Here is a 22,251-nt window from a genome sequence, read left to right as displayed (position 1 = left end):
AGAGTCCCGGGGAGGCGGGGAAGCATTGCTCCGGGTGCTCTACGAGGAGCATGCGGCCACATTGTGGCGATACACGTACGGCCTGGTGGGAGACCCCGGCCGCGCGGAGGACATTGTGCAGGAAACGCTACTGCGGGCCTGGCAGCGGCCGAATGTGCTCGACCAGTCCACGAATTCGGCCCGGGCCTGGCTGTTCACGGTGGCCCGTAATCTGGCGGTGGACGAGCATCGCAGCGCCAGAAGCCGGCGCGAATTCCGTACGGACAATCCGCCGGAGGTGCCGACGCCGGATCAATCGGATAGGGCACTGGACGGTTGGCTGGTAGCCGACGCGCTAGCGCGATTGACCATCGATCATCGTGAGGTCATCGTCCGCGCCTACTACCGGGGCCTGTCCACCCACCAGATCTCGGCGGAATTGGATATCCCGGAGGGGACGGTGAAGTCCCGTATGCACTACGGCATGCGGGCACTGCGTTTGGTGCTACAGGAGATGGGGGTGACGAGATGACGGAGGGCCACGACCTCTGTGACGGCTACACCACGTGGGACGGGTCGTACGTGCTCGGCGCCCTGGCCCGCGACGAACGCCGCGAGTACGAGGACCACCTGGCGACCTGCGACCACTGCCGGACGGCCGTGTCGAAGCTGGCCGGTCTACCCGGACTGCTGGCGCTGGTGGACGAGGACACGGCGCTTTCCATTGCGGCGCAGGAGGATCCGCCGACCGCGGTGCCTCCGCCGCCCGAGCGCATGCTGCCGCAGCTGGCGGAGCAGGCCCGGAAGAGGGAGCGCCGCAAGCGATTGTGGTCGGTGGGCGGCGCGGTGATGGCGGCCGCGGCCACCGCCCTGATCGCGGTGCCGGTGACGGCCACCCTCGCCGAGCGTGACGTTCCGGCCATCGAGCAGGTGGTGGCCCAGGGGCCGCTGCAGGCTCAGGCGGAAACCCCGATCGTCGCCACCTACAAACTGCTCTCGGTGAACGGGCAGACGCGCGTGGACATGATCTGCAACTACCCACCGTCCAACGAGATCTACGCGTGGCAGCTGTCGCTGTGGGTGGTGCGCGCCGACGGGACCCAGTCGAAACTGGCGGAGTGGACGGCGAAGCCGGGCCAGGTGTTCACACCGGACGGCACCACCTCGGCCACGCCGGGTGATGTGAAATCGGTGGAGATCCGCAATGCCACCGGCAAGGTGCTGCTGGCGGCCGGGCTGTGATATTTGCCTCCGCTTCGCTCCGGCGGGGTCGCGGCCCTGTTACCCGGGCCTTCCCTCCTCCGCTCCTCCGCTTCGCTCCCCCGCTCCGTCGGTCCAGACCCGGGCGGGCCACGAACTTGGGGCGGATGTTGTTGCGGAGGAGGGACCTGGCAGGCCATGAAAGGTCAGCTGGTCTTACGCCGGAAAACTGATGTGGACCAGAAGTATCCGATGCCGCCGAGCACCAGGCACCAGGCGAGAGCGAGGATGCCGTTGTGGCCGATTTCGGTGCCCATCAGCAGTCCGCGCAGGGTTTCGGTGATGGGGGTGAACGGCTGGTATTCGGCGAACTGCTTCACACCGGCGGGCATGGTGTCGGTGGGCACCAGACCGCTGCCGAGGAAGGGCAGCAGCAGGATCGGCGTGGCCAGATTGCTCGCGCTCTCCGGATTCTGCGCGACCAGGCCGAAACCCGCGCCGAGCCAGTTCAGCGCGTATACGGTCAGGCCGATGAGCCCGAAGGCCGCCAGCCAGCCCAGCACGCCCGCATCGTGCGACCGGAAGCCGATGAGTACGGCCACCAGGGTCATGAGGCTCACGCCCGCCATGCCCTGGATCCAGGTGCCGACGACCTGACCGGTCAGCACCGACGACTGCGAAATATGCATGGTGCGAAAGCGATTGACGATGCCCTTGGTCATATCCGAGTTGATCGACACCGCGATGCCCGCGATCATGTACGACGGAATCATGAGCATCATGCCGGGTGTCAGGTACTGGATGTACTTGGCGCCGCCGGTCGCGCCCCGCAGTGCGCCGCCGAAGATATAGTTGAACATGAGCAGCATAACGATCGGCATGACCAGCACGCCGATGGTCATTCCTGGATACCGCTTGGCGTGCACCAGATTCCGGCGCAGCATCGTTTTCGAATCGGCGAACGCAGTGCTACTCATCGTGAGTTTTCCTTTTCGGGAGCGTGGCCACCGGTGAGGGCCAGGAAGACGTCGTCGAGATCAGGGGTGTGCACGGACAGGCCGGCGGGTTCGATACCGGCGGCGTCGAGGCGGTCGATCACCTCGCGCACCGAGCGCACGCCGCCGTCGCTCGGCACGGCCAGGGTGAGATCGCCGTTGACCTGAGCCGCATTGCCCAAAGCCCGTGCGGCATCGTCGAGTTCGGCGCGATCGTTGAAATCCAGGCGTACGTAGCCGCCGGGCACCAACCGCTTGAGCTGATCGGGCGTGCCCTCGGCGACCAGCCGGCCCTGGTGCAGCACCGCGATGCGGTCGGCCAGCTGATCGGCCTCCTCCAGGTACTGGGTGGTGAGGAAGACGGTCACACCGCCCGCGACCAGATCACGAATGATGTCCCACATGACCCGGCGGCTGCGCGGGTCGAGGCCGGTGGTGGGCTCATCGAGGAAGATGATGCGCGGCTCGCCGACCAGGGTCATGGCCAGATCGAGGCGGCGGGTCATACCGCCGGAATAACCGGACGCCACCTTGTCGCCCGCATCTACCAGATCGAACTTCTCCAGCAGATCCGCTGCGCGACGGCGGCTTTCACTACCCGGCAGATGGTGCAGGTCGCCCATGAGCAGCAGGTTCTCGCGGCCGGTGAGCAGTTCGTCGACGGCGGAGAACTGTCCGGTGACGCCGATGACCGAGCGCACGCCGTCCGGCTGGGACGCGAGATCGTAACCGCCGAGCCGCATTTCGCCGCCGTCCGCCTTGATCAGCGTGGACAGGATCTGCACGGTGGTGGTCTTGCCCGCGCCGTTCGGGCCGAGCAGCGAGTAGATGCTGCCTTCGGGAACGGTGAAGTCGATCCGGTCGAGCACGATGTGCTCCCCGAACGATTTGCACAGACCCGCAGCCGCGATGGCTGCCGGGCGATGGGCGGTGGTCATGGGGTCCCCTTCTCATCAATAGGTACGCATGAATGCATGGCTTACCCAAGCCGTGACCGCTGGGCTGCGATCAAAGCTGCTACGTGTTCAGTTATTCGACGGAATTACCTTGTGCAACGGGCCGTCCGGGCCGCCAGGGCTCAGATGTCGAGCACTTCGATGACGCGATGCTCGGTGATATCGACTACCCGGGCGAAGAGCCGATCGGGGATCTTGCCCTCCAGCTCGCCGACGGTGTCGACGACCTCGAAGAGGTAGTCACCCCAATCCTGTTCGCCCACACCGAGAAAGCGCCGCCACTGCTTCCAGTCCTTGAGAATGTTGGTATCGGCCGGGAATTCACTCCAGTAGGAGAAGTGGCTGTGCACCGCGTACGCGCCTTTGCGTGTGCGGTACACCCGAATGTCCTCGACGCGCTTGTCGCCGACCTGGTGCCACTCGGTCAGCAGTGCGCCGGAGAAGCGGATCTGCCGCACCCCGTCCTTGCCGACCTTCAGGACCACCTCGTCGTAGCCCTCGACGCGGTCCTCCTCGAGCTCGATGAAGCGCCGCAGTGCCGTCACGATCGCGCCCGACAGATTGCCCCCCACCAGCTCCTGCGCACGCTGAAACAGTTTGAGGTCGTCATCGGATACGTAGATCGTCTTGTTCGGCATGACCCAACTATACGTAGACGTATACATACATAGCAAGAGGGCCGGTCCGGTTTGCTTCGCCGCCACGGGGGAAAGGCGATCAGGAGGACTCGCGCCGGCCATCGAATTGAACCGGCAACCGCTCGCATTCGTATCCCCGAGTACAGACTCGGGAGTCCGGTGTCAGGCACCGAAGGGAGCCGCCTCCATGCACACACGCACACGCGTGGTGGATCACCTGGTCAAAGCCGTCTCCGAGCTGGGCGTGCGGCATATATTCGGCGTCGACGGCGCGAATATCGAGGATCTCTACGACGCGGCTTTCGATCATCGCGAGCTGGTCACCGCCGTGGTCGCCAAGCACGAATTCTCCGCCGCCACCATGGCAGACGGCTACGCCCGCTCCACCGCCGGCCTCGGCTTGGTCGCGGCCACCTCCGGCGGCGGGGCCATGAATCTGGTCGCCGGACTGGCCGAATCCTTCACCTCCCGCGTACCCGTGCTCGCGCTGGTCGGGCAGCCACCGACCGTTCTGGAGGGCAAGGGCGCCTTCCAGGACACGAGCGGGCAGGCCGGCGCCTTCGACGCGGTGCGGCTGTTCACGCCGATCTCGCACTACTGCGCCCGCGTCGAAGCACCCGCCGACCTGCCCGCTCACCTCACCCGCGCCATCCATGCCACCCAGCGCGGCGGTCCGGCGGTGCTGTTGCTGCCCAAGGATATTCAGCAGGCCGAACTCGTCGCGCCGGCCTTCGTCCCGCCCGCGCGCGCTTATCGCCGCGATATCGAGAGCCTGTGGAGGGTTGTGCATACCTTGCAGGCCGCCCGGGCCATCGGCAAGGTGGTGATCATCGGCGGCGATCAGGTCGCGCGCGATGGTGCGCGCGGCGAACTGGCACAGCTGGCCGCGGTGCTCGATGCCTCTGTCGGCGTGGCTCCGGACGCCAAGGATGTCTACCACCACGCCGACCCCGGATTCTGCGGCGTAGCGGGCAGTATGGGGCATCCGGAACTGATCGAGGCGCTGCACCGGGCCGGCCTCTGCCTGCTCATCGGCACCCGGATGCCGGTCACCGCCCGTGCCGGGCTGGAGGAGGCGCTGGCGGAGGTGCCGCTCGCCAGCATCGGCGGCGAGATCCCGTTCCTGGGCTCGATCCACGCACGCAGCACCGATCTGTCGCTCACGCTCACCGAGCTGATCGGCGAATTGACCGCTGCCACACCGATTCACCTGCGCGGGGGCAGCGACGAAGGGGTTGTGGACAACCCCCGGCATATCCGGTGCAGCCTGCGATCGGTACCGGATGACAGCACGGTTTCGGATCTATCCACAACTGGCACAGGTCTATCCACAGAGTCCGGCGACGCTGTGGTCACCCCTCTCCGGACCGCGCGCGACGAGCAGCCCGAGGATAAGCCCGCGCAAGGTCCCGGACTGCGGTACCGGGAGGTGGTCGAGGCGGTCAACGAGGCGCTGCCCGAGGGCGCGGATGTCTTCGCCGACGCCGGGAATACCGGTGCGGCGGTGGTGCATCACCTGCGGCTGCCGCGCGACGGCCGGTTCACGGTCGCCCTGGGGATGGGCGGGATGGGGTACGCGTTCGGGGCCGGTATCGGCTCGGCCTTCGCACGGTCGGAGCGCCCGGACGGGAGCATGCGGCGCACCTTCGTCATCGCCGGTGACGGTGCGTTCTTCATGCACGGCATGGAGATTCACACCGCCATCGAGCACAACCTGCCGATCACCTTCATCGTCTTCAACAACAACGCACATGCCATGTGCATAACTCGCGAACAGCTGTATTACGGGGATCGGTACAGCTTCAACAGATTTCGACCGGCGTATCCGGGCGCCGGTCTCGCGGCCATGTTCCCGGATCTGTGCACACACGCACCCATCACCAGCGCCGACCTCGCCGAATCACTTCGGCACTGCGTCGGCAGTCCAGGTCCGTCGTTCATCGCCGTCGACTGCGATCCCGACGAAATCCCACCTTTCACGCCGTTCCTGACGGCACCGCGGAGGTAATCGTGACCACCAGCGCCCTGCCAGCACTCAGCGATATCCCCGAGGGGGTGGTGCCCGGACTCTTGCGTATCGAGAACTCCGATCGCGAGGCCACCACGCCCGTCATCCTCGAAATGCTCCGGTCGGTGTACCCGCACGATCAGATCTTCGGCGACTACTGCCCGGTCCAGGCCTATATCGAGGCGCCTCCGCGCGAGCTGTACGAATATCTTTCGGACACCCGCTCATTGGAGGAGTGGACCTACAGCCTGCGCGGCTTCACCGAAACCGCGGAGCCGGGTTTGTGGGAGTCGTTCGACCGGCTGGGGCCCAATACCCGCATCTACACCCGCACGGTCGCCAATCCCGATGCCATGACGGTGGATTACCACTGTGCGTGGGATCAGAGCAAGCACCTGTGGATGATCTACCTGATGCGGGTGGTGGACGCGCAGGTGGTGTTCGACAAGCCCGGTTCGGTGGTGCTGTGGACCAACTGTCATCACCCGTTCTACGACCGGAATCCCTACCCGGACGCCGCACCCGAGGGCCGCAAGGTGTGGGTCGGCGACTTCTGGGAGATGTTCTCCGCCGGGCACCAGCTGGAAATGGACAACCTCAAGGCGATCGCCGAGTACCGCGCCGCACACGGGCTCCCGCTCACCCCCGACTGGATGAAGTAGGTAGGCGCACCATGGATTTCACGGACCCCACCCACCGGATCCCGCCCCCGGTCAGCCTGGTCGATGTGGCCAGCTATCTGCCCGGCGAGTCGGTCGGCACGGAATACTTCACCCAGTTCTCCCGCTCCGAGCGCATGGCCAAGAACGTCATGTTCCGCGCGCCCAAGGGCCGCCACCACGTCCACCGCGATACGCGGGTGCACGAGATGGCCGAGCAGGCGGTCGCACCCCTCATCGAACGCCATGGCGCACAGGAACTTTCGAAGATAGATATTCTCATCACCCATACCCAGCTGCCAGAGAATCCGGTGCTCGGCGCGGGTGGCGAGGTAGCGCGCCGTCTGAATATGAACCCCCGCTACGTCTTCGATGTGCACAACGGCGGATGCGCCGCCTTCGTGCACATGATGTGGCTGGCCCGCACCATCATGCAGAGTTCCGATGCGCGCACCGCGCTCATCGTCGCCACCCAGAACTGCGCGGGGCCCGTCTTCACCCAGTCCGAGATCCGTAAGCTCGCACAGGCCCCGGTGCCCGGGGACGGTTGCGGCGTCGGATTTCTCGTGAAGAACAACACCGCACCGATTCTCGATATCGAATGCCGCACCTATCCGGAATTCGCCGGGGATATGGCGTTCTCCACCGGTTCCGACCGCAAGTACTGGGAGCCCGGCGAGGGTCAGGGTTGCGTGAGCTTCACCGAATCCAAGGTGGCCAAGGTGTTCGCGCGCGGCAACCGGCTGGTGCCCGAGGTGGCGCACGAGGTGTGCAAGCGCATCGGTGTGAAGAGCAGCGATATCGACACGCTGGTGACCAATCAGCCCAACCGGCTCTTCCTGCGCAATTGGCACGATGCGCTGGAGCTGCCCGCCGAACGACATCCCGACACCTTCGATCAGTGCGGAAATCTGTTCGCCGCAGGCATTCCCGTCACCCTCGACACCGAGAACCGGGCGGGACGGCTGCGCAATGGTTCGGTCGTGCTGATGTCGGCCTTCGCGCATGCGGGAGATTTCGCGGGCGCGGCGGCCGTGCGCTGGGGCGCGGCACGATGAGTGCGTCGCTGGAGGCCTATCGCTTCGAGACGGTGCGCTTCGATCTCAGTCTGAGCGAGAACCCTTTTCCGCCACTGCCTTCGGTCATGCGTGCCCTCGACGACAGTCTGGCGAAGGCCAATCGCTATCCGGAATTCCTGCCGCGCGCCCTGCCCCGGATCATCGCGGACCATATCGGCGTGGACCCGGACCAGGTGGTGGTCGGATCGGGCGCGACGGGGGTGGCCATGCAGATCATGCAGACGCTGCCCGCGCCCGGTGCTCGATTCGTCTTCGCCACACCGACTTTCGACGGCTACCCGATCATGAGCGGGATGGTCGGGCTGCGCTCGCATCCGGTGGCGCTGGACTCGTCGGGGCGGCAGGATCTGTGGGCGATGGCGCGGGCGGTGGACGAGAACACCGGGCTGGTGGCGGTGTGCCGGCCGCACAATCCGACGGGCACCGTCGTCCCGGCCAGCGAGTTGAAGGCCTTCCTGTACTCGGTACCGGCCACGGTGCCGGTCATTCTCGACGAGGCGTATATCGAATTCCTCGGCGCGACAGACACACTCGACACCGTGGAGTTGGTGCGGCGGCACCCGAACGTGCTGGTGCTGCGCACCTTCTCGAAGGCATACGGGCTCGCCGGACTGCGCATCGGGTACGCCTTCGGCGCACCGGAACTGGTGCGGCGCGTGCACCGGCTGCAACTGCCGTTCGGGACGCCGTCGGCCGCCGTCGCGGCGGTGACCGCCTCCTATGCGGCGGAGGCCGAACTCGGGGAGCGCATCCTGCGCATCACCACCGAGCGGGAATTACTGCGGACAGCACTGCGGCGCAATGGCATTCGGGTGCCACGTAGCAGCGCGAACTTCCTCTACCTGCCCGGCCGCGAGGTCGCACCGGCACTCGCACGCGCCGGGATCGTGGCCAAACGCTATCCGGACGGCAGTGCGCGCATCGCGGTCGGCGATCCGACCGCCGGACGTGCGGTACTGAAGGCCCTGGCCGCCCGGCCGACCACAGGTGCGCGGCCACTGCGCCGGGACGACAGCCGGGTCCTGTCGCTCACGGTGCGCTCCGAGCCCAGCGTTGTGCGAGCGCCGCACAGGTGATCAGCTGGATCTGATGGAAGACCATGAGCGGCAGCACGATCAGGCCGATGGGATGGCCGGCGAACAGGACGGTCGCCATCGGTAGCCCGGTGGCCAGACTCTTCTTCGATCCGCAGAACACCACCACGATCCGATCGCCACGATCGAAGTGCACGGCCTTGCCGAGCGCCGAGGTCGCGGCGATCACCAGTGCCAGCAGCACGCAGCACACCAGGACCAGCAGCAGAATCCGCCACGGGGACATGGAATGCCAGATGCCCTCCACCATGCCCGCGCTGAAGGCGCTGTAGACCACCAGCAGGATTGATCCGCGATCCACCAGCTTGGTCGGCTCCGCATAGCGGGCCAGGAAACCCTTGACCTTCGGGCGGATCAGCTGGCCGAGGAAGAACGGAACCAGCAGCTGCAGCACGATATCGCCGATCGAGGACAGATCGACCTTCGCCTGACCGGTGGTGTTCATCAGCAGGATCACCAGGGCGGGCGTGAGGAAGACGCCGAGCAGATTGGAGAGCGTCGCGCTCACGATCGCGCCCGCCACATTGCCCTTGGCGATCGAGGTGAAGGCGATCGAGGACTGCACCGTGGACGGCACCAGGCACAGGAACAGCAGTCCGGTGTAGAGATCGTCGGTCAGTACGTGCGGCACCAGCACTCGCGCGGCAACACCGAGAATCGGGAAGAGCACGAAGGTGCAGGCGAGCACGGTGATGTGCAACCGCCAGTGCTTGAGACCGGTGACCGCCTCATGTGACGACAGCCGCGCGCCGTACAGCAGAAACAGCAATGCGATGGCAATCTTCGTCAGCCAGGTCACCACCGTCGCGGCCTCGCCTCGCGCCGGGAAGACGCTGGCCACAGCGACGGTGGCGAGAATCGACAGGATGAAGCCGTCGATGTAAAACTTGCTGAGAAATCGCACCGAACCAGGCTAATCACCCCATATTTCCTGGATTAACACCGCACCCGTACCTCGGCGATATTCATGTTGATCTGTGTTTCCAGACGCTGTACAAACAGACGACCGTCACACCATTCAACAGTCGTCCAATAGAGGTGCCGATGCGACGAATTCTACAGGTGTGGCTGGTGGCATTCGGGGTGGTCTGCGTGGGAATCGCGGTGGCGCACCTGCTCTTCGGGACGTCCACGATCATCGGCGGCGGGTCGGTCAATGCCACCATCGACTCCGATATGCGGTTCTACGCAATCCTTTTCCTCGCCTACGGTCTCGCACTGCTGTGGTGTGCGCGGGACGTCGAAACCAAGGGTCTTCCGATCAACCTGCTGGGCCTGATCTTCTTCGCCGGGGGCCTGGCCCGAGCGCTGGCCTGGATCGTGAGCGGTGAGCCGAATTGGTTCTACGTCTTGATGACTCCGGTGGAGCTCGTCATCCCGGTGCTGAACTGTCTCCTGGTTCGCGCGGTGTGCCGCCCGGCCGAGATCGCACGGGTGTAACCCACGAATGCATGGGTGCTAATGTCCCTACCTGTTTGCTGGATTGCACCCACCATCTCGGAAGGGAAGCTCCATGACACAGACCCATGCTGCTCACACCGATCACGATCATGAGCACGGCGCGAGTTGCGGACACGTTGCCATTCCACACGGCGACCATGTCGACTATGTGCACGACGGCCATCTGCACCGCGCGCACGACGGCCATTTCGACGAGTGCGAGCCCGCCGCGCACACCGCACACGACAGCCACGACCATCAGCACGGCGACGGATGCGGGCATGTATCGGTGCCGCACGGCGATCACGTCGACTACATCCACGACGGCCATCGGCACGCGGCCCACGACGGTCACTACGACGAGCACTGAGGCATGCTGGCCTCATGATCGAGGTCATCACCGTCGGCACCGAGCAGGAGCTGGCCGACGCCTACGCCGTCCGCATAAAGGTCTTCGTCGCGGAGCAGGGCGTGCCGGAGGAACTGGAACTCGACGAACTCGATGAGACGGCCGATCACTTCCTCGCCCGCCTCGACGGGCAGCCGGTCGGCGCGGGCCGCCTGATCGTCCGCGCGGACGTGGGCGTGCTCGGCCGGCTGGCGGTACTGGCCGAAACGCGGGGCTCCGGCCTCGGGGTGGCGCTGGTGCGAGCCATCGAGCAGCGGGTGCGCGAACGCGGGCTGATCGCGGTCGAACTACACGCGCAGACCCACGCGCAGGGCTTCTACGAACGACTCGGCTATCACGCCTACGGCGATATCGGTGATGACGCGGGTATCCCGCACATCTGGATGCGCAAGGACCTCGGGTAGCCGGAAATCAGTTGGCGGCGGGCGCGCAGGCATCGCGCAGCGAGCACGAACCGCAGGCGCTGCCGCAGCCGCCGACCTCGGGAGCGGGCGCATTGGCCGCGAGCGCATTGGCCGCGGCGGTGGCGCCGGCGCCGAGCGTGAAGACCGCGATGACCAGCGTCAGCACCGAAATGATGAGGGCGGGCAGACCACCCGCGACCACGGCGACTCCACCACCCGCGGCCAGCAGTACGCCCGCCACGAGGGAAGCCGGTGCGGCCACACGGTTCGCGAGGCGGTAGTTCTCCTCGGTCCGCACGGCTTCATCGGTATGAACACCGAAGATACGGTTCGGCGGAAGGGTGCCGGTGAGTCCGAGCACTCCGGTGACCACGGCCACCGCCGACAGGACAAACAGAATGACCGCTACAACCAACACTCTGTGTAATTTACCTACGCTTCGCTCCGGTGGGTTCGCGGCCCCTGGTCCCGGTTCTTCCCTCCCTCCGCTCCTCCGCTTCGCTCCCCCGCTCCACTCGGTCCAGAACCGGGACGGCCGCGAACTTGGGGCGGATGTCCGGGCGGCGTGCCGGGTCGGGTCGTGGACCCTTTTTGGGTGTGGGGGTACACACGCTTTAACCTGGTGAGCGACCTTAACGGGGATCGGCTAGGACAAGAGGGCAGGACGTGCAGGACACTCGCGCAACCGACACACCCACCGCTGACGGCATTGCAGGCAGCGCGGCGGCGGTGGGTGGGGCCAGCGATGTGCCCGCACACCGTTACAACGCGGAGCAGGCCGGACGCGTCGAGCAGAAGTGGCAGCAGGCCTGGCAGGAGCGCGGCACGTTCTACGCGCCCAATCCGGTCGGCCCGCTGCAGGGCGAGACCCCGGCCGACAAGCTGTTCGTGCAGGACATGTTCCCGTACCCCTCGGGCGCGGGCCTGCATGTCGGCCACCCGCTGGGCTATATCGCCACCGACGTCTACGCGCGCTTCCACCGCATGCGCGGCCGGAATGTGCTGCACGCCCTGGGTTATGACGCCTTCGGCCTGCCCGCCGAGCAGTACGCGGTGCAGACCGGCGCGCATCCGCGGGTGACCACCGAGTCGAATATCGCGAATATGCAGCGCCAGCTGGACCGGCTGGGCCTGGGCCACGACCGACGCCGCTCCTTCGCCACCACCGATCCCGAGTACTACAGGTGGACGCAGTGGATCTTCCTGCGCATCTACAACGCCTGGTACGACGAGGTGCTGGGCAGGGCGCGCCCGATCGCCGAGCTGATCACCGAATTCGAGGACGGCAAGCGCGTCGCCGCCGATGACGACCGCGCCTGGAACGAGCTGGCCCCGTCCGAGCGCAATGCCCTGATCGACTCGTATCGCCTGGTCTACCAGACCGATTCGATGGTCAACTGGTGCCCCGGCCTGGGCACCGTACTGTCCAATGAAGAGGTCACCGCCGACGGCCGCAGTGAGCGCGGCAATTTTCCGGTGTTTCGGAAGCGCCTGTGGCAGTGGATGATGCGCATCACCGCCTACTCCGATCGCCTGGTCGACGACCTGGATGATCTGGACTGGCCCGAGAACGTGAAGTCCATGCAGCGCAACTGGATCGGGCGTTCGCGCGGCGCGCAGGTGAAGTTCGAAGCGGGCTCGGACATCGTCGAGGTGTTCACCACCCGCCCCGACACCCTGTTCGGCGCCACCTACGTGGTGCTGGCCCCCGAGCACGAGCTGGTCGACCGGCTGACCGAGGCCACCTGGCCATCCGGCACCGATGTGCGCTGGACCTTCGGCGATGCGGAGACCCCGGCGGAAGCCGTTGCGGCATACCGCAAGTCCATTGCCGCCAAATCCGATCTGGAGCGGCAGGAGAGCAAGGAGAAGACCGGCGTCTTCCTGGGCTCCTACGCCACCAACCCGGTGAACGGCGCCCGCGTGCCGGTCTTCATCGCCGATTACGTGCTGAGCGGTTACGGCACCGGCGCCATCATGGCCGTGCCCGGCCACGATCCGCGGGACTGGGAGTTCGCCACCGCCTTCGGCCTGCCCATTACGGAAGTGGTTGCGGGCAGCGATATCTCGGAGGGCGCGTACTCCGGTGAGGGCACGCTGGTGAACTCCGGCTACCTGGACGGGCTGGAGATCGACGCCGCCAAAGCCAAGGTGATCGCCGAGCTGGAGGCCAACGGCCACGGTAAGGGCACCATCCAGTACAAGCTGCGCGACTGGCTGTTCGCCCGCCAGCGGTACTGGGGTGAACCGTTCCCCATCGTCTACGACGAGAACGGCGCGGCGCACGCCCTGCCCGAATCCATGCTGCCCGTGCAGCTGCCGGAGATGGAAGACTTCGCACCGGTCACCTTCGATCCGGACGATGCCGACTCCGAGCCGTCCCCGCCGCTGGCCAAGGCCACCGAATGGGTGCACGTCACCCTGGATCTGGGCGACGGCCCCAAGCAGTACCGCCGCGATACCAATGTCATGCCCAACTGGGCGGGCAGTTCCTGGTACCAGCTGCGCTATGCCGACCCGACCAACTCGGAGGCGTTCTGCGCCAAGGAGAACGAGCAGTACTGGCTGGGCCCGCGCACCGCCGAGCACGGTCCGAAGGACCCCGGCGGCGTCGATCTGTACATCGGCGGTGTGGAGCATGCGGTGCTGCATCTGCTGTACGCGCGCTTCTGGCAGAAGGTGCTGTTCGATCTGGGCGATGTGTCCAGCAGCGAGCCGTACCGGCGCCTGTTCAATCAGGGCTACATCCAGGGTTACGCCTATACCGACGAGCGTGGTGCGTACGTGCCCGCCGCCGAGATCGTGGAGCGGGACGGAAAGTACTTCTGGACAGACACTTCCGGCACCGAGATCGAGGTCTTCCAGGAATACGGCAAGATCGGCAAGTCGCTGAAGAACGCGGTCTCGCCGGACGAGATGTACGACGCTTACGGCGCGGACACCTTCCGCTTCTACGAAATGTCCATGGGCCCGCTGGACGCCTCGCGCCCGTGGTCCACCAAGGATGTTGTCGGCGCGCAGCGCTTCCTGCAGCGCGTATGGCGACTGGTGGTGGACGAGGAGACCGGCGCTGTTCGCGTCACCGACGCCGAGCCCTCGAACGAGGCACTGCGCCTGGTGCACAAGACCATTGCCGGGGTGGACGACGACTACGCCAACCTGCGGGACAATACCGCCGGCGCGAAGCTGATCGAGCTGACCAACTATCTGACCAAGAACTACGGCGACGGCGCACCGCGCGCCCTGGTCGAGCCGCTGGTTCTGATGCTGGCCCCGATGTCCCCGCACATCGCCGAGGAACTGTGGGAACGCCTGGGCCACACTGCCTCCCTGGCGCACGGCCCCTTCCCGATCGCGGATCCGGCACTGCTGGTGGCGGATTCGGTGGAGTACCCGATCCAGGTCAACGGCAAGGTCCGCAGCCGCATCAGCGTCCCCGCGGACGCCGATCAGGCAGCGGTGCAGGCCGCCGCCCTGGCCGACGAGAAGATCGCGGAACTGCTGGGCGGCAAGGACCCGCGCAAGATCATCGTGGTGCCCGGCCGCCTGGTGAACATCGTCAGTGCCTGATTTGCCTCCGCTCCGCTCCGGCGGGTGCTGAATTGTCTGCCTCCGCTTCGCTCCGGCGGGTGCTGAATTGTCTGCCTCCGCTTCGCTCCGGCGGGTTCGTGGCCCTGTTACCCGGGTCTTCCCTCCTCCGCTCCTCCGCTTCGCTCCCCCGCTCCGTCAGTCCAGACCCGGGCGGGCCACGAACTTGGAGCGGGGGGCGGCCGGGCTAGCTGTCGCTCAGGTCAGCACCAGGACGTCGTTGAGCGTGACTGTGGCGAGGTTGCGTTCGCGGATGATGTCGTTCAGTTGGTCGAAGATGTGGGTCACGGTCGGGCGATTGGCGTGGCCGATGACGATCGACTGGGCGCGGAACCACTGACGGGCGGCGGTGAGCAGCATGTCCTCATTGATCACGGTGAGGGTGTCGTTCAGATTTCCGTACCACATGGTCGGCACCACATAGCCGGAGTCGGCGGCGACCCGGTCGACGGCGGCATTGTGGTAGCCGAAGGGCGGGCGGTAGTACGGCGCGCCGTCGGTGCCGAAGTTATTGCGCAGGAACGTCTTCGTGCGTTCCAGCTGATCGGCGACGGCCCCGGCCGACAGCTTGGTCAGGTCCGGATGATCCCAGGTGTGATTGCCGAGCTGGATCTGACCGGAATCCACCAGTGGCCGCAGCGCATCCCGGTGGATCGACCAGGACGGGTAGTAGGCGGTCACGAAGAAGGTGAGCCGCACCCCGGTGCGCCGGGCGAATTCGATGAAGGCGCCGACGGTTTCGGCGCTGGCCCCGTCATCGATGGTGAGCGCGATATTGTTGCCGGCACCGGACAGTGCGCTGATGGTGCCGGGGCCGATCGCCGTCCGGGGCGCGAGCGGCGGAATTGCATTGCCGGGCACCAGCCCCAGCGGAACCAGGCCGGCGGCACCGGAACCGGAATCGAGGGGAGAGGGGTCACCGTGCGCTTCGCCACCGCCCAGCAGGGTGGCAGCAGTTCCCGCCGCCAGCAGCGTCAGCAGCCGTCGTCTGTCCATCATCGACCTTCTTCATTCACTCCGCCGCCGGTGGGCGTCGGAAATTCCACTTCCCCTGGGGATTACGCCATCACCGGGGCGGCGCCAGGACGTCGTCGAGGGTGACCATGGCGAGATTGCGTTCGCGGATGATGTCGACCATCTGGTCGTAGCAGTGTGTGACCGCGGGATGATTGGCGTGGCCGATGACGATCGCCTGCGCATTGAAATACTGCCGCGCACACTGGATCAGGTACTGGTCGGTGATCACACCGGAGTCCGACAGCGAGCCGTACCAGAGCACGGGAACGGTATAGCCGAGGTCCGCGGCGACCTTGTCGACGGCGGCATTGTGAAAGCCGTACGGCGGCCGATAGTAGGGCGTCCCGTCCACGCCGAAGGTATTGCGCAGGAACGTCTTCGCCCGCCCGAGCTGGTCGGCGACCCCGCTCGCGGAGAGCTTTGTCAGATCGGCGTGATTCCAGGTGTGATTGCCGAGCTGGATCTGACCCGAATCCACCAGCGGCCGCAGGGCATCGCGGTGAATGGACCAGGAGTCGTAATAGGCGGTCACGAAGAAGGTGAAACGCGCGCCGGTGCGCCGGGCGAATTCAATGTACGCGCCGACCACCTCGGGGCTCGCGCCGTCGTCGACGGTGAGCGCCATGGTGCTGCCCTTTCCGGGCAGCCCGGTAATTGTGCCGCGGCCGATCGGCGTTTTGGGCCCGCCCGGGGGTGGGAGCAGCAGCCGCGGCGGCGTCGATGGGACACCGGGCAATTGAACCGGTCCTCCACCTGCGGATCCGCTGTCCGGCGGATCACCCTGAGCTTCGCTGCCGCCGGTGAGCGCGACCGCGGTGCCCACCGCTAGCAGGGTGAGCAGCCGTCTTCTATCCATCATCTTCGGTTATATCGAGTTCCGATGAACCGAGCACTAATTCTGTGCGAAACGATCTGAATTCAGCCGAAACGTTCAGGCTGTTCTCAGTGTGCGATCAGACACAATGCGATCGGACACAAACAGCACCGCGCGATCTTCAACGCGGAATCGGCCGCAGCACGATTTCGGTGGGGTGTGCATCGCGAGGGGTTTCGATCGCATTCCGGACCGCCCACGCCACCGTTTCCGGAGTGAGGAACTCCTTCGGCTCGTATTCGCGGTCTTCACCGGCGACGAGTGCGCGCTGCATATCGGTGTCGATGCGGCCCGGGTGCACGGAGGTGACCCGCAGGTCCGTTTCCTCCTGGCGCAGCGCATCGCCGAAGGCACGCAGCGCGAACTTACCGGCCGCGTACACCCCCCAGCCGGGGCTCACCCGCAGTCCCGCTCCCGAATTGATCAGCACCACATGACCGTGGGCGGTGCGCAGCGCGGGCAGCAGCACCCGGGTCAGCTCCGATACCGCTATCAGGTTGGCTTCCAACGTATTCCGCCACTGAGCGACGGACGAATCGGCTATTGTTCCCAGGTCGGCGACCCCGGCATTGTGCACCAGTACGTCCAGCCGCTCGATCGATTCCGCCGCGCGGGCCACCGCCGGATAGTCGGTCAGTTCCACGGGCCAGCCGGTGGCATCGGGCAGTTCGCTCAGGATCGGCTTCAGCGCCTCCGGCGTGCGTGCGCCGAGCAGCAACCGGTGGGTGGGCGCCAGTTCCCGGGCGATGGCGGCGCCGAGGCCGCGGCTCGCTCCGGTGATCAGCGCGGTCGGTCGCTCGTTGCTGGTCTTCGCGGAAGTCGCCATGCGATCACCGTAACCGGGCGGGGGGAAACGGCGATGCTCCGGCTAGGGACAGCAGCGTTCGAATCACGAGAAGGCGAACACAGTGCAATCTGGCGATCCGGTGTCTGTACCGGAAATAGCGTCCCCCGGCCACCCCACAGCCTCCCCCGATCCCTCGATCCGGGACGCCCCCCGCGCATACCTGCAAGTTCCGTCGCAGAATAGGGCGATGACGCACCCGGGTTTCACGCCGACACAGCTCGCGGCCCGCGCGGCCTATCTGCTGCGCGGCAACGATCTGGGCACCATGACCAGCGCGGCCCCCAAGCTGTATCCGCACATGTGGAGCTGGGACGCCGCCTTCGTCGCGGTCGGGCTGGCTCCGCTGAGTGTGGAGCGCGCCACCCTCGAACTCGACACCCTGCTGTCGTCGCAGTGGCGCAACGGCATGATTCCGCACATCGTCTTCGCCAATGGCGTGGACGGCTACTTCCCGGGTCCCGCGCGGTGGGAGTGCCGCACGCTCGCGGCCGACGCGCCCGACGGTCCGGACACCTCCGGCATCACCCAGCCGCCGGTGCATGCCATTGCGGTGCAACGGATTCTGGACCATTCGCGCCGGCACGGGCGCTCGACCCGGGCGACCGCCGAGGAGTTCCTGCAGCGGCGCTGGCCGGATCTCATGCGCTGGCACCGCTGGCTGGCCTATGCGCGAGATCCCAAGCAGCACGGTCGAATCACGCTGTACCACGGCTGGGAATCCGGGATGGACAACTCGCCGCGCTGGGATCGCGCCTACGCCAATGTGATTCCCGGTGCGGACCTGCCGCCCTATGAGCGCGCCGATCTGCATGTGGTGGAGGATCCGACGCAGCGGCCCACCGACCGCGAGTACGACCGGTACATGTGGCTGGTCGAACAGATGCGCCGGGCCGGGTACGACGACTATCAACTGGCCTCGACCATGAGCTTCGCCGTCGAGGACGTCTTCGTCACCGCCATCTTCGCGCTGGCCTGCGATGTGCTCGCCAATATCGGCGAGGACTACAAACAGCCGCACGCCGATGTGCGCGAGCTCTACGAATGGGCCGACTACTTCCGGTCGGGGGTGATCGCCACCACCGACGCCCGCACCGGCGTCGCGCGCGATTTCGATCTGCGCGCCGATCGGTGGATCGATACCGAAACCCTCGCCTGCTTCGCACCCCTGCTCAGCGGCGGACTGACCCGCGATGCCGAACGCCGCCTGCTGCGCCTGTTCGAGGGCCCGCGCTGGTGCGGCCATCCGGATCTGCGCTATGCGCTGCCGCCGTCAACCTCACCGGTCTCCAAGGACTTTCGCCCGCGCGAGTACTGGCGCGGCCCGGTCTGGCCGGTGATGAGCTGGCTGTTCTCCTGGGTCTTCGCCCGCCGCGGCTGGGCGGAACGCTCGTTCATGCTGCGGGCGGAAGGGCTGCGGCAGGCCAGTGACGGCACCTTCGCCGAGTATTTCGAACCCTTCACCGGCGCACCGCTGGGCAGCATGCAGCAGTCCTGGACCGCGGCCTCGGTGCTCGATTGGCTCGGTTAGCTGAGATTCAGCTAACACTTGGACAACACGCGGGCGATTCCATAGGCAATGAGGGAAAGCCCACATAGCGTCCCCTGACATGGTTCGACGAAACAGGCTGGGCCTGGCCGCCTTCGCGGCGGCCAGCATTCTTGCAGCAATGTCGGCCGCTCCCGCAGCGGCCGATGCCGGCGGTCCCGATGTATCGTCCTGGCAGCACCTGAACGGCACCATGATCAATTGGTTCGCGGTGCGCGCCGCCGGCCATAACTTCGCCATGGTCAAGGCGACCGAGGGCCTCAACTACGTCAACCCCTACTTCATCCCGGACAGCGTGCTCATGCGCACGGCCGGCGTGGCACGCGGCACCTATCACTTCGCGCGCCCGGCCCTGCCGCCGGAACCGCAGGCCGCGCTCTACGCCGCGGTCGCGCTCGGCCAGAACGGGCCGCTGGATCTGCCGCCCGTGCTCGATATGGAGGACGCCGGCGGACTCTCGCCCGGCGGGCTCATCGACTGGACGCATCGGTACCTGAACACGGTGCAGGCGCTGACCGGTCGCACCCCGATCATCTACACCTATCCGCGCTTCTGGCAGACCGCCATGGGCGACTCCAATGAATTCACCAGGTACCCACTGTGGATCGCCGATTACCGCGGCAATGACGGTCCCGAGGTGCCGGGCGGCTGGCCCGCCTGGACGTTCTGGCAGTACACCGACTCCGGCAATGTCCCCGGCATCAACGGCGGCACCGACCTGAACTCCTACAGCGGAGCCCAGGGCGATTTCAGCCGCTTCGCGAATATGCCCAACCTCGGCAGCAGCTGATCCGCCGTTCCGGTTCGCGCCGGAACGGCGGGGCGGTCACAGCACCTGGGACAGGAACTGACGGAGGCGCGGCGTTTCGGCATTGTCGAAAAGCGCTTCCGGCGTTCCGGTTTCGACGACCTTGCCGTGGTCCATGAACACCACTTTGTCGGATACCGAACGGGCGAAGCCCATTTCGTGTGTCACGACAATCATCGACATGCCGCCCGCGGCCAGGTCGGCGATGAGCGCGAGCACACCCTTGACCAGCTCGGGGTCCAGCGCCGAGGTGGCTTCGTCGAAAAACATGACCTGCGGCTTCATGGCCAGCGCCCGCGCGATGGCCACGCGCTGCTGCTGACCGCCGGAGAGATTGGCGGGGCGGGCATCGGCCTTGCCCTCCAGCCCGACCGCCTCCAACTGCTCGATGGCCAGCGTGCGCGCCTGCTCCTTGGAGAGCCCGTGCAGTTTGCGCGGGCCGAGCTCGATATTCTCCGCGACCGTCTTGTGCGGAAACAGGTTGAAGTGCTGGAACACCATGCCGATCTGCCGGCGCAACTTGTCCGGATCGTCCTTCAGCACGGACTTGCCGTCGAGCAGGATGTCGCCCTTACTCGGCTCGTGCAGGCGGTTCAGCACTCGCAGCAGCGTCGATTTACCGGAGCCCGAGGGACCGATGACCGTGGTGGTCTTGCCCGCATCCACATGCACGTCCACACCGCGCAGCACCTCATTGCTGCCCAGCGTCACATGCAAGTCGGTGCCGGTGAGAGAGGCACTCATGCTCCACGCCCTTCCGTGGTCACGGTCTGCTCGACCGGTTCGGTCGCCTTCTCGGCCCGGCCGGTGCGCAACCGGCGGTCGATGTAGTTCACCAGGTGGGTCAGCGGCACCGTCAGGACCAGGTACATCAGACCGGCGGCCATCAGCGGCGACAGATTTCCGGTCTGCGCGTTGAGATCCCGGCCCACCGCGAACAGCTCCCGCTGGGTGGCGAGCAGGCCCAGGAAGTAGATGAGCGAGGAATCCTTGATGAGCGCGATGAACTGGTTCATGAGCGCGGGCAGCACCCGGCGCACACCCTGCGGAATCACCACCAGCGACATCGACTGCCGATAGCCGAAGCCGATGGCGCGGGCCGCCTCCAGCTGGCCCGCCTCCACCGATTGGATGCCGGAGCGGAAGATCTCGCCGATATAGGCGGACGACAGCAGTGCCAGCGCCACCACACCCAGCCAGTACGGGTTATTACCGGTGAGGTTCTTCACCACCGGGCCCACACCCAGGCCGATGATCAGAATGATCACCACTGCCGGCAGGCCGCGGAAGATATCGGTGTAGACGCGGGCGGGCCAGCGTAGCCAGCGGGTGCGGGAAATGCCCGCGACCGCCAGCAGCATGCCGATCACGGTGCCGAGCGCACCCGAAACCAGCGCCAGGATCAGAGTATTCGGCAGACCGGTCTTGATCAGGTCCGGAAAAGCCTTGCGGTACAGCGACCAATCGAAGAACGTGTCCTGCAATTGCGCGAGCGTGGATTTCGGCGCGACCGCGGCCTGGCCGGTGTGATCACCGGCGTGTCCGGCGGCGATCTTGTCGAAATCCGGGAGTTGCGGGGCGGCAACGGCTTTGGAGCCCGGCTTCCAGCCGGGCGGCAGTTCGCGCGGCACCCAGTTCTCGTACAGCTTCGCGTAGGTGCCGTCCGCGATCACCGCGTCCAGACCGGCATTGAGCGCATCGGTGAGCGGCTGGTTGCCCTTGCGCACCGCCCAGCCGGTGAAGTTGTTGAGGCTGAAGGTGTTCTGCACGATCGATACCGGATCGCCCGGCTTGATGGTGCCGATGGCCTGCTGCGACGGGGCCACCCAGGCATCGATCTGCCCGGTCTTCAGATTCGCGTAGGCGGTGTTGTAGTCGGGGAACTTCACCGGATCCAGGTGCAGTTCGTTCACCACGTACTCGTCCTGCACGGTGCCCTGCACCACGCCGATGCGGGTGCCGCGGTTCAGATCCGAGAAGCTTTTGACGGCACTGCCGTTCGGGGCGACCAGGGAGAAGTAGCCGAAGTCGTAACCATTGGTGAAATCGACCAGCTGGCGGCGGGCATCGGTGGTGGTGATGCTGGAGGACGCCGCGTCGAAGCGGCCATTGGCCACCTGCGCGAGCAGGCCCGCGAAGTCGGTGCCGGTGAACTCCACCTGCAGGCCGATCTTGGCGGCGGCCGCCTTCAGCAGCTCATTGTCGAAGCCGGTGTAGACGCCCTGCGAATTGACGCAGATGCTCGGTGGGGCGTCCGACAGGGTGCCGATGCTGAGCTTGCCCGGCGTGAGCAGTCCGAGCTTCTTCACATCGATGCGGTCGAGCAGTTCGGTCGTGGCCGTCGTGTACTTGTCCGAGGACGGGGACTGCTGCCCGCTCGCCAGATTGGTCGGCGCAGCACTGGCCGCCGATATCCCCGGCGGCGAGCACAGATCGGTGCCACTGGGCGCCGCGGCACTGGGCCCGGCACCGAGGGTGACGGCACCCAGGGTGACCAGCAACACCCCCGCGATCGACAGCATGCGAGGTCGACGGCCGTACCGTCGGGACCTGGCCGTGCGCAAGCAAACCATGACAAACCACCCTAGTGGGGGTCACCAGCAAATCCAGAGTTGCGGTCAGCTCGAGCTGTATTTTCTGCCTCCGCTTCGCTGCGGCGGGTGCTGTATTTTCTGCCTCCGCTTCGCTGCGGCGGGTGCTGTATTTTCTG

Annotated in this window: 22 protein-coding genes; 12 read left to right on the top strand and 10 right to left on the bottom strand. The window is 66.1% G+C overall.

Annotated features, from left to right (window positions below):
* Nucleotides 1-25: 25 nt before the first annotated feature.
* Nucleotides 26-511 carry a sigma-70 family RNA polymerase sigma factor gene (locus OG716_RS32460; RefSeq protein ID WP_405134258.1) on the top strand — a complete coding sequence of 162 codons (486 nt, stop codon included), beginning with the start codon at nucleotides 26-28 and terminating at the stop codon, nucleotides 509-511.
* Nucleotides 508-1,221: a zf-HC2 domain-containing protein gene (locus OG716_RS32455; protein WP_405134257.1), complete on the top strand. Its 714-nt coding sequence runs from the start codon at nucleotides 508-510 to the stop codon at nucleotides 1,219-1,221. The genes OG716_RS32460 and OG716_RS32455 overlap by 4 nt, the downstream gene beginning before the upstream one ends.
* A gap of 164 nt (nucleotides 1,222-1,385) precedes the next feature.
* Here OG716_RS32455 and OG716_RS32450 read toward each other — a convergent pair whose 3' ends face one another.
* The 3 genes from OG716_RS32450 to OG716_RS32440 all read right to left on the bottom strand — a co-directional run bounded on the left by OG716_RS32450 (nucleotide 1,386) and on the right by OG716_RS32440 (nucleotide 3,768).
* Nucleotides 1,386-2,156, bottom strand: coding sequence for an ABC transporter permease (locus OG716_RS32450; protein WP_405134256.1), 771 nt, complete (start codon nucleotides 2,154-2,156; stop codon nucleotides 1,386-1,388).
* A complete protein-coding gene (locus OG716_RS32445) occupies nucleotides 2,153-3,112 on the bottom strand; it encodes an ATP-binding cassette domain-containing protein (RefSeq protein WP_405134255.1) in 960 nt (319 codons plus the stop codon). Before OG716_RS32445 ends, OG716_RS32450 begins: the two co-directional genes overlap by 4 nt.
* 140 nt (nucleotides 3,113-3,252) lie before the next feature.
* The gene (locus OG716_RS32440) at nucleotides 3,253-3,768 is read right to left on the bottom strand and encodes an EXLDI protein (protein WP_405134254.1); all 516 of its coding nucleotides are present in this window, start codon (nucleotides 3,766-3,768) and stop codon (nucleotides 3,253-3,255) included.
* Nucleotides 3,769-3,955: 187 nt separating this feature from the next.
* On the opposite strand from OG716_RS32440, the gene OG716_RS32435 reads away from it, so the two are divergent.
* The 4 genes from OG716_RS32435 to OG716_RS32420 are packed head-to-tail and all read left to right on the top strand — an operon-like array spanning nucleotide 3,956 to nucleotide 8,590.
* Nucleotides 3,956-5,776 carry a thiamine pyrophosphate-binding protein gene (locus OG716_RS32435; protein ID WP_405134253.1) on the top strand — a complete coding sequence of 607 codons (1,821 nt, stop codon included), beginning with the start codon at nucleotides 3,956-3,958 and terminating at the stop codon, nucleotides 5,774-5,776.
* Between the two features lie 2 nt (nucleotides 5,777-5,778).
* A complete protein-coding gene (locus tag OG716_RS32430) occupies nucleotides 5,779-6,438 on the top strand; it encodes an SRPBCC family protein (RefSeq protein ID WP_355125024.1) in 660 nt (219 codons plus the stop codon).
* 11 nt (nucleotides 6,439-6,449) lie between these two features.
* Nucleotides 6,450-7,493 (top strand): 3-oxoacyl-ACP synthase III family protein, encoded by a 1,044-nt coding sequence (locus tag OG716_RS32425; protein WP_405134252.1) that lies wholly within the window; start codon nucleotides 6,450-6,452, stop codon nucleotides 7,491-7,493.
* Nucleotides 7,490-8,590, top strand: a complete 1,101-nt coding sequence (locus OG716_RS32420; protein WP_405134251.1) for an aminotransferase class I/II-fold pyridoxal phosphate-dependent enzyme — start codon at nucleotides 7,490-7,492, stop codon at nucleotides 8,588-8,590. Before OG716_RS32425 ends, OG716_RS32420 begins: the two co-directional genes overlap by 4 nt.
* On the opposite strand, the gene OG716_RS32415 is transcribed toward OG716_RS32420, so the two are convergent.
* The gene (locus tag OG716_RS32415; protein ID WP_355125030.1) at nucleotides 8,544-9,512 is read right to left on the bottom strand and encodes a bile acid:sodium symporter family protein; all 969 of its coding nucleotides are present in this window, start codon (nucleotides 9,510-9,512) and stop codon (nucleotides 8,544-8,546) included. The genes OG716_RS32420 and OG716_RS32415 overlap by 47 nt on opposite strands.
* A 140-nt stretch (nucleotides 9,513-9,652) precedes the next feature.
* Here OG716_RS32415 and OG716_RS32410 point away from each other — a divergent pair, with 140 nt between their 5' ends.
* The 3 genes from OG716_RS32410 (at nucleotide 9,653) to OG716_RS32400 (ending at nucleotide 10,861) form a co-directional block, all read left to right on the top strand.
* Entirely contained in the window at nucleotides 9,653-10,048 is a 396-nt protein-coding gene (locus OG716_RS32410) for a DUF4345 domain-containing protein (protein WP_405134250.1), read from the top strand.
* A gap of 73 nt (nucleotides 10,049-10,121) precedes the next feature.
* Nucleotides 10,122-10,418 (top strand): hypothetical protein, encoded by a 297-nt coding sequence (locus OG716_RS32405; protein ID WP_405134249.1) that lies wholly within the window; start codon nucleotides 10,122-10,124, stop codon nucleotides 10,416-10,418.
* A 14-nt stretch (nucleotides 10,419-10,432) separates the two neighbouring features.
* Nucleotides 10,433-10,861, top strand: coding sequence for a GNAT family N-acetyltransferase (locus OG716_RS32400; RefSeq protein ID WP_405134248.1), 429 nt, complete (start codon nucleotides 10,433-10,435; stop codon nucleotides 10,859-10,861).
* Nucleotides 10,862-10,868: 7 nt separating this feature from the next.
* Here the strand turns inward: OG716_RS32400 and OG716_RS32395 are convergent, their stop codons facing one another.
* Nucleotides 10,869-11,279: an SdpI family protein gene (locus OG716_RS32395; RefSeq protein WP_355125044.1), complete on the bottom strand. Its 411-nt coding sequence runs from the start codon at nucleotides 11,277-11,279 to the stop codon at nucleotides 10,869-10,871.
* Between the two features lie 248 nt (nucleotides 11,280-11,527).
* On the opposite strand from OG716_RS32395, the gene leuS reads away from it, so the two are divergent.
* Nucleotides 11,528-14,431 (top strand): leucine--tRNA ligase, encoded by a 2,904-nt coding sequence (leuS, locus tag OG716_RS32390; RefSeq protein ID WP_405134247.1) that lies wholly within the window; start codon nucleotides 11,528-11,530, stop codon nucleotides 14,429-14,431.
* A gap of 216 nt (nucleotides 14,432-14,647) precedes the next feature.
* Here the strand turns inward: leuS and OG716_RS32385 are convergent, their stop codons facing one another.
* The 3 genes from OG716_RS32385 to OG716_RS32375 form a co-directional block, all read right to left on the bottom strand.
* A complete protein-coding gene (locus OG716_RS32385; protein WP_405134246.1) occupies nucleotides 14,648-15,445 on the bottom strand; it encodes a polysaccharide deacetylase family protein in 798 nt (265 codons plus the stop codon).
* A gap of 70 nt (nucleotides 15,446-15,515) precedes the next feature.
* On the bottom strand, nucleotides 15,516-16,325 hold the full coding sequence (locus OG716_RS32380; protein WP_405134245.1) for a polysaccharide deacetylase family protein: 810 nt from the start codon (nucleotides 16,323-16,325) through the stop codon (nucleotides 15,516-15,518).
* A 136-nt stretch (nucleotides 16,326-16,461) separates the two neighbouring features.
* Nucleotides 16,462-17,166, bottom strand: a complete 705-nt coding sequence (locus tag OG716_RS32375; RefSeq protein ID WP_405134244.1) for an SDR family oxidoreductase — start codon at nucleotides 17,164-17,166, stop codon at nucleotides 16,462-16,464.
* 208 nt (nucleotides 17,167-17,374) lie between these two features.
* On the opposite strand from OG716_RS32375, the gene OG716_RS32370 reads away from it, so the two are divergent.
* Nucleotides 17,375-18,715 carry an MGH1-like glycoside hydrolase domain-containing protein gene (locus tag OG716_RS32370; RefSeq protein WP_355125050.1) on the top strand — a complete coding sequence of 447 codons (1,341 nt, stop codon included), beginning with the start codon at nucleotides 17,375-17,377 and terminating at the stop codon, nucleotides 18,713-18,715.
* A 79-nt stretch (nucleotides 18,716-18,794) separates the two neighbouring features.
* Nucleotides 18,795-19,523, top strand: coding sequence for a glycoside hydrolase family 25 protein (locus OG716_RS32365; protein ID WP_405134243.1), 729 nt, complete (start codon nucleotides 18,795-18,797; stop codon nucleotides 19,521-19,523).
* 36 nt (nucleotides 19,524-19,559) lie between these two features.
* Here the strand turns inward: OG716_RS32365 and OG716_RS32360 are convergent, their stop codons facing one another.
* Complete coding sequence (locus OG716_RS32360) at nucleotides 19,560-20,285, bottom strand: amino acid ABC transporter ATP-binding protein (protein ID WP_405134242.1); 726 nt, start codon at nucleotides 20,283-20,285, stop codon at nucleotides 19,560-19,562.
* Nucleotides 20,282-22,063: an ABC transporter substrate-binding protein/permease gene (locus OG716_RS32355; protein ID WP_405134241.1), complete on the bottom strand. Its 1,782-nt coding sequence runs from the start codon at nucleotides 22,061-22,063 to the stop codon at nucleotides 20,282-20,284. The genes OG716_RS32360 and OG716_RS32355 overlap by 4 nt, the downstream gene beginning before the upstream one ends.
* Nucleotides 22,064-22,251: the final 188 nt, after the last annotated feature.

Origin of the sequence: Nocardia sp. NBC_01388 (assembly GCF_045040085.1) — a bacterium.
Classification (GTDB): Bacteria; Actinomycetota; Actinomycetes; order Mycobacteriales; family Mycobacteriaceae; genus Nocardia.
The sequence above is the reverse complement of the archived record's forward strand: the minus strand, read 5'-3'. Positions and strand labels throughout refer to the sequence as shown.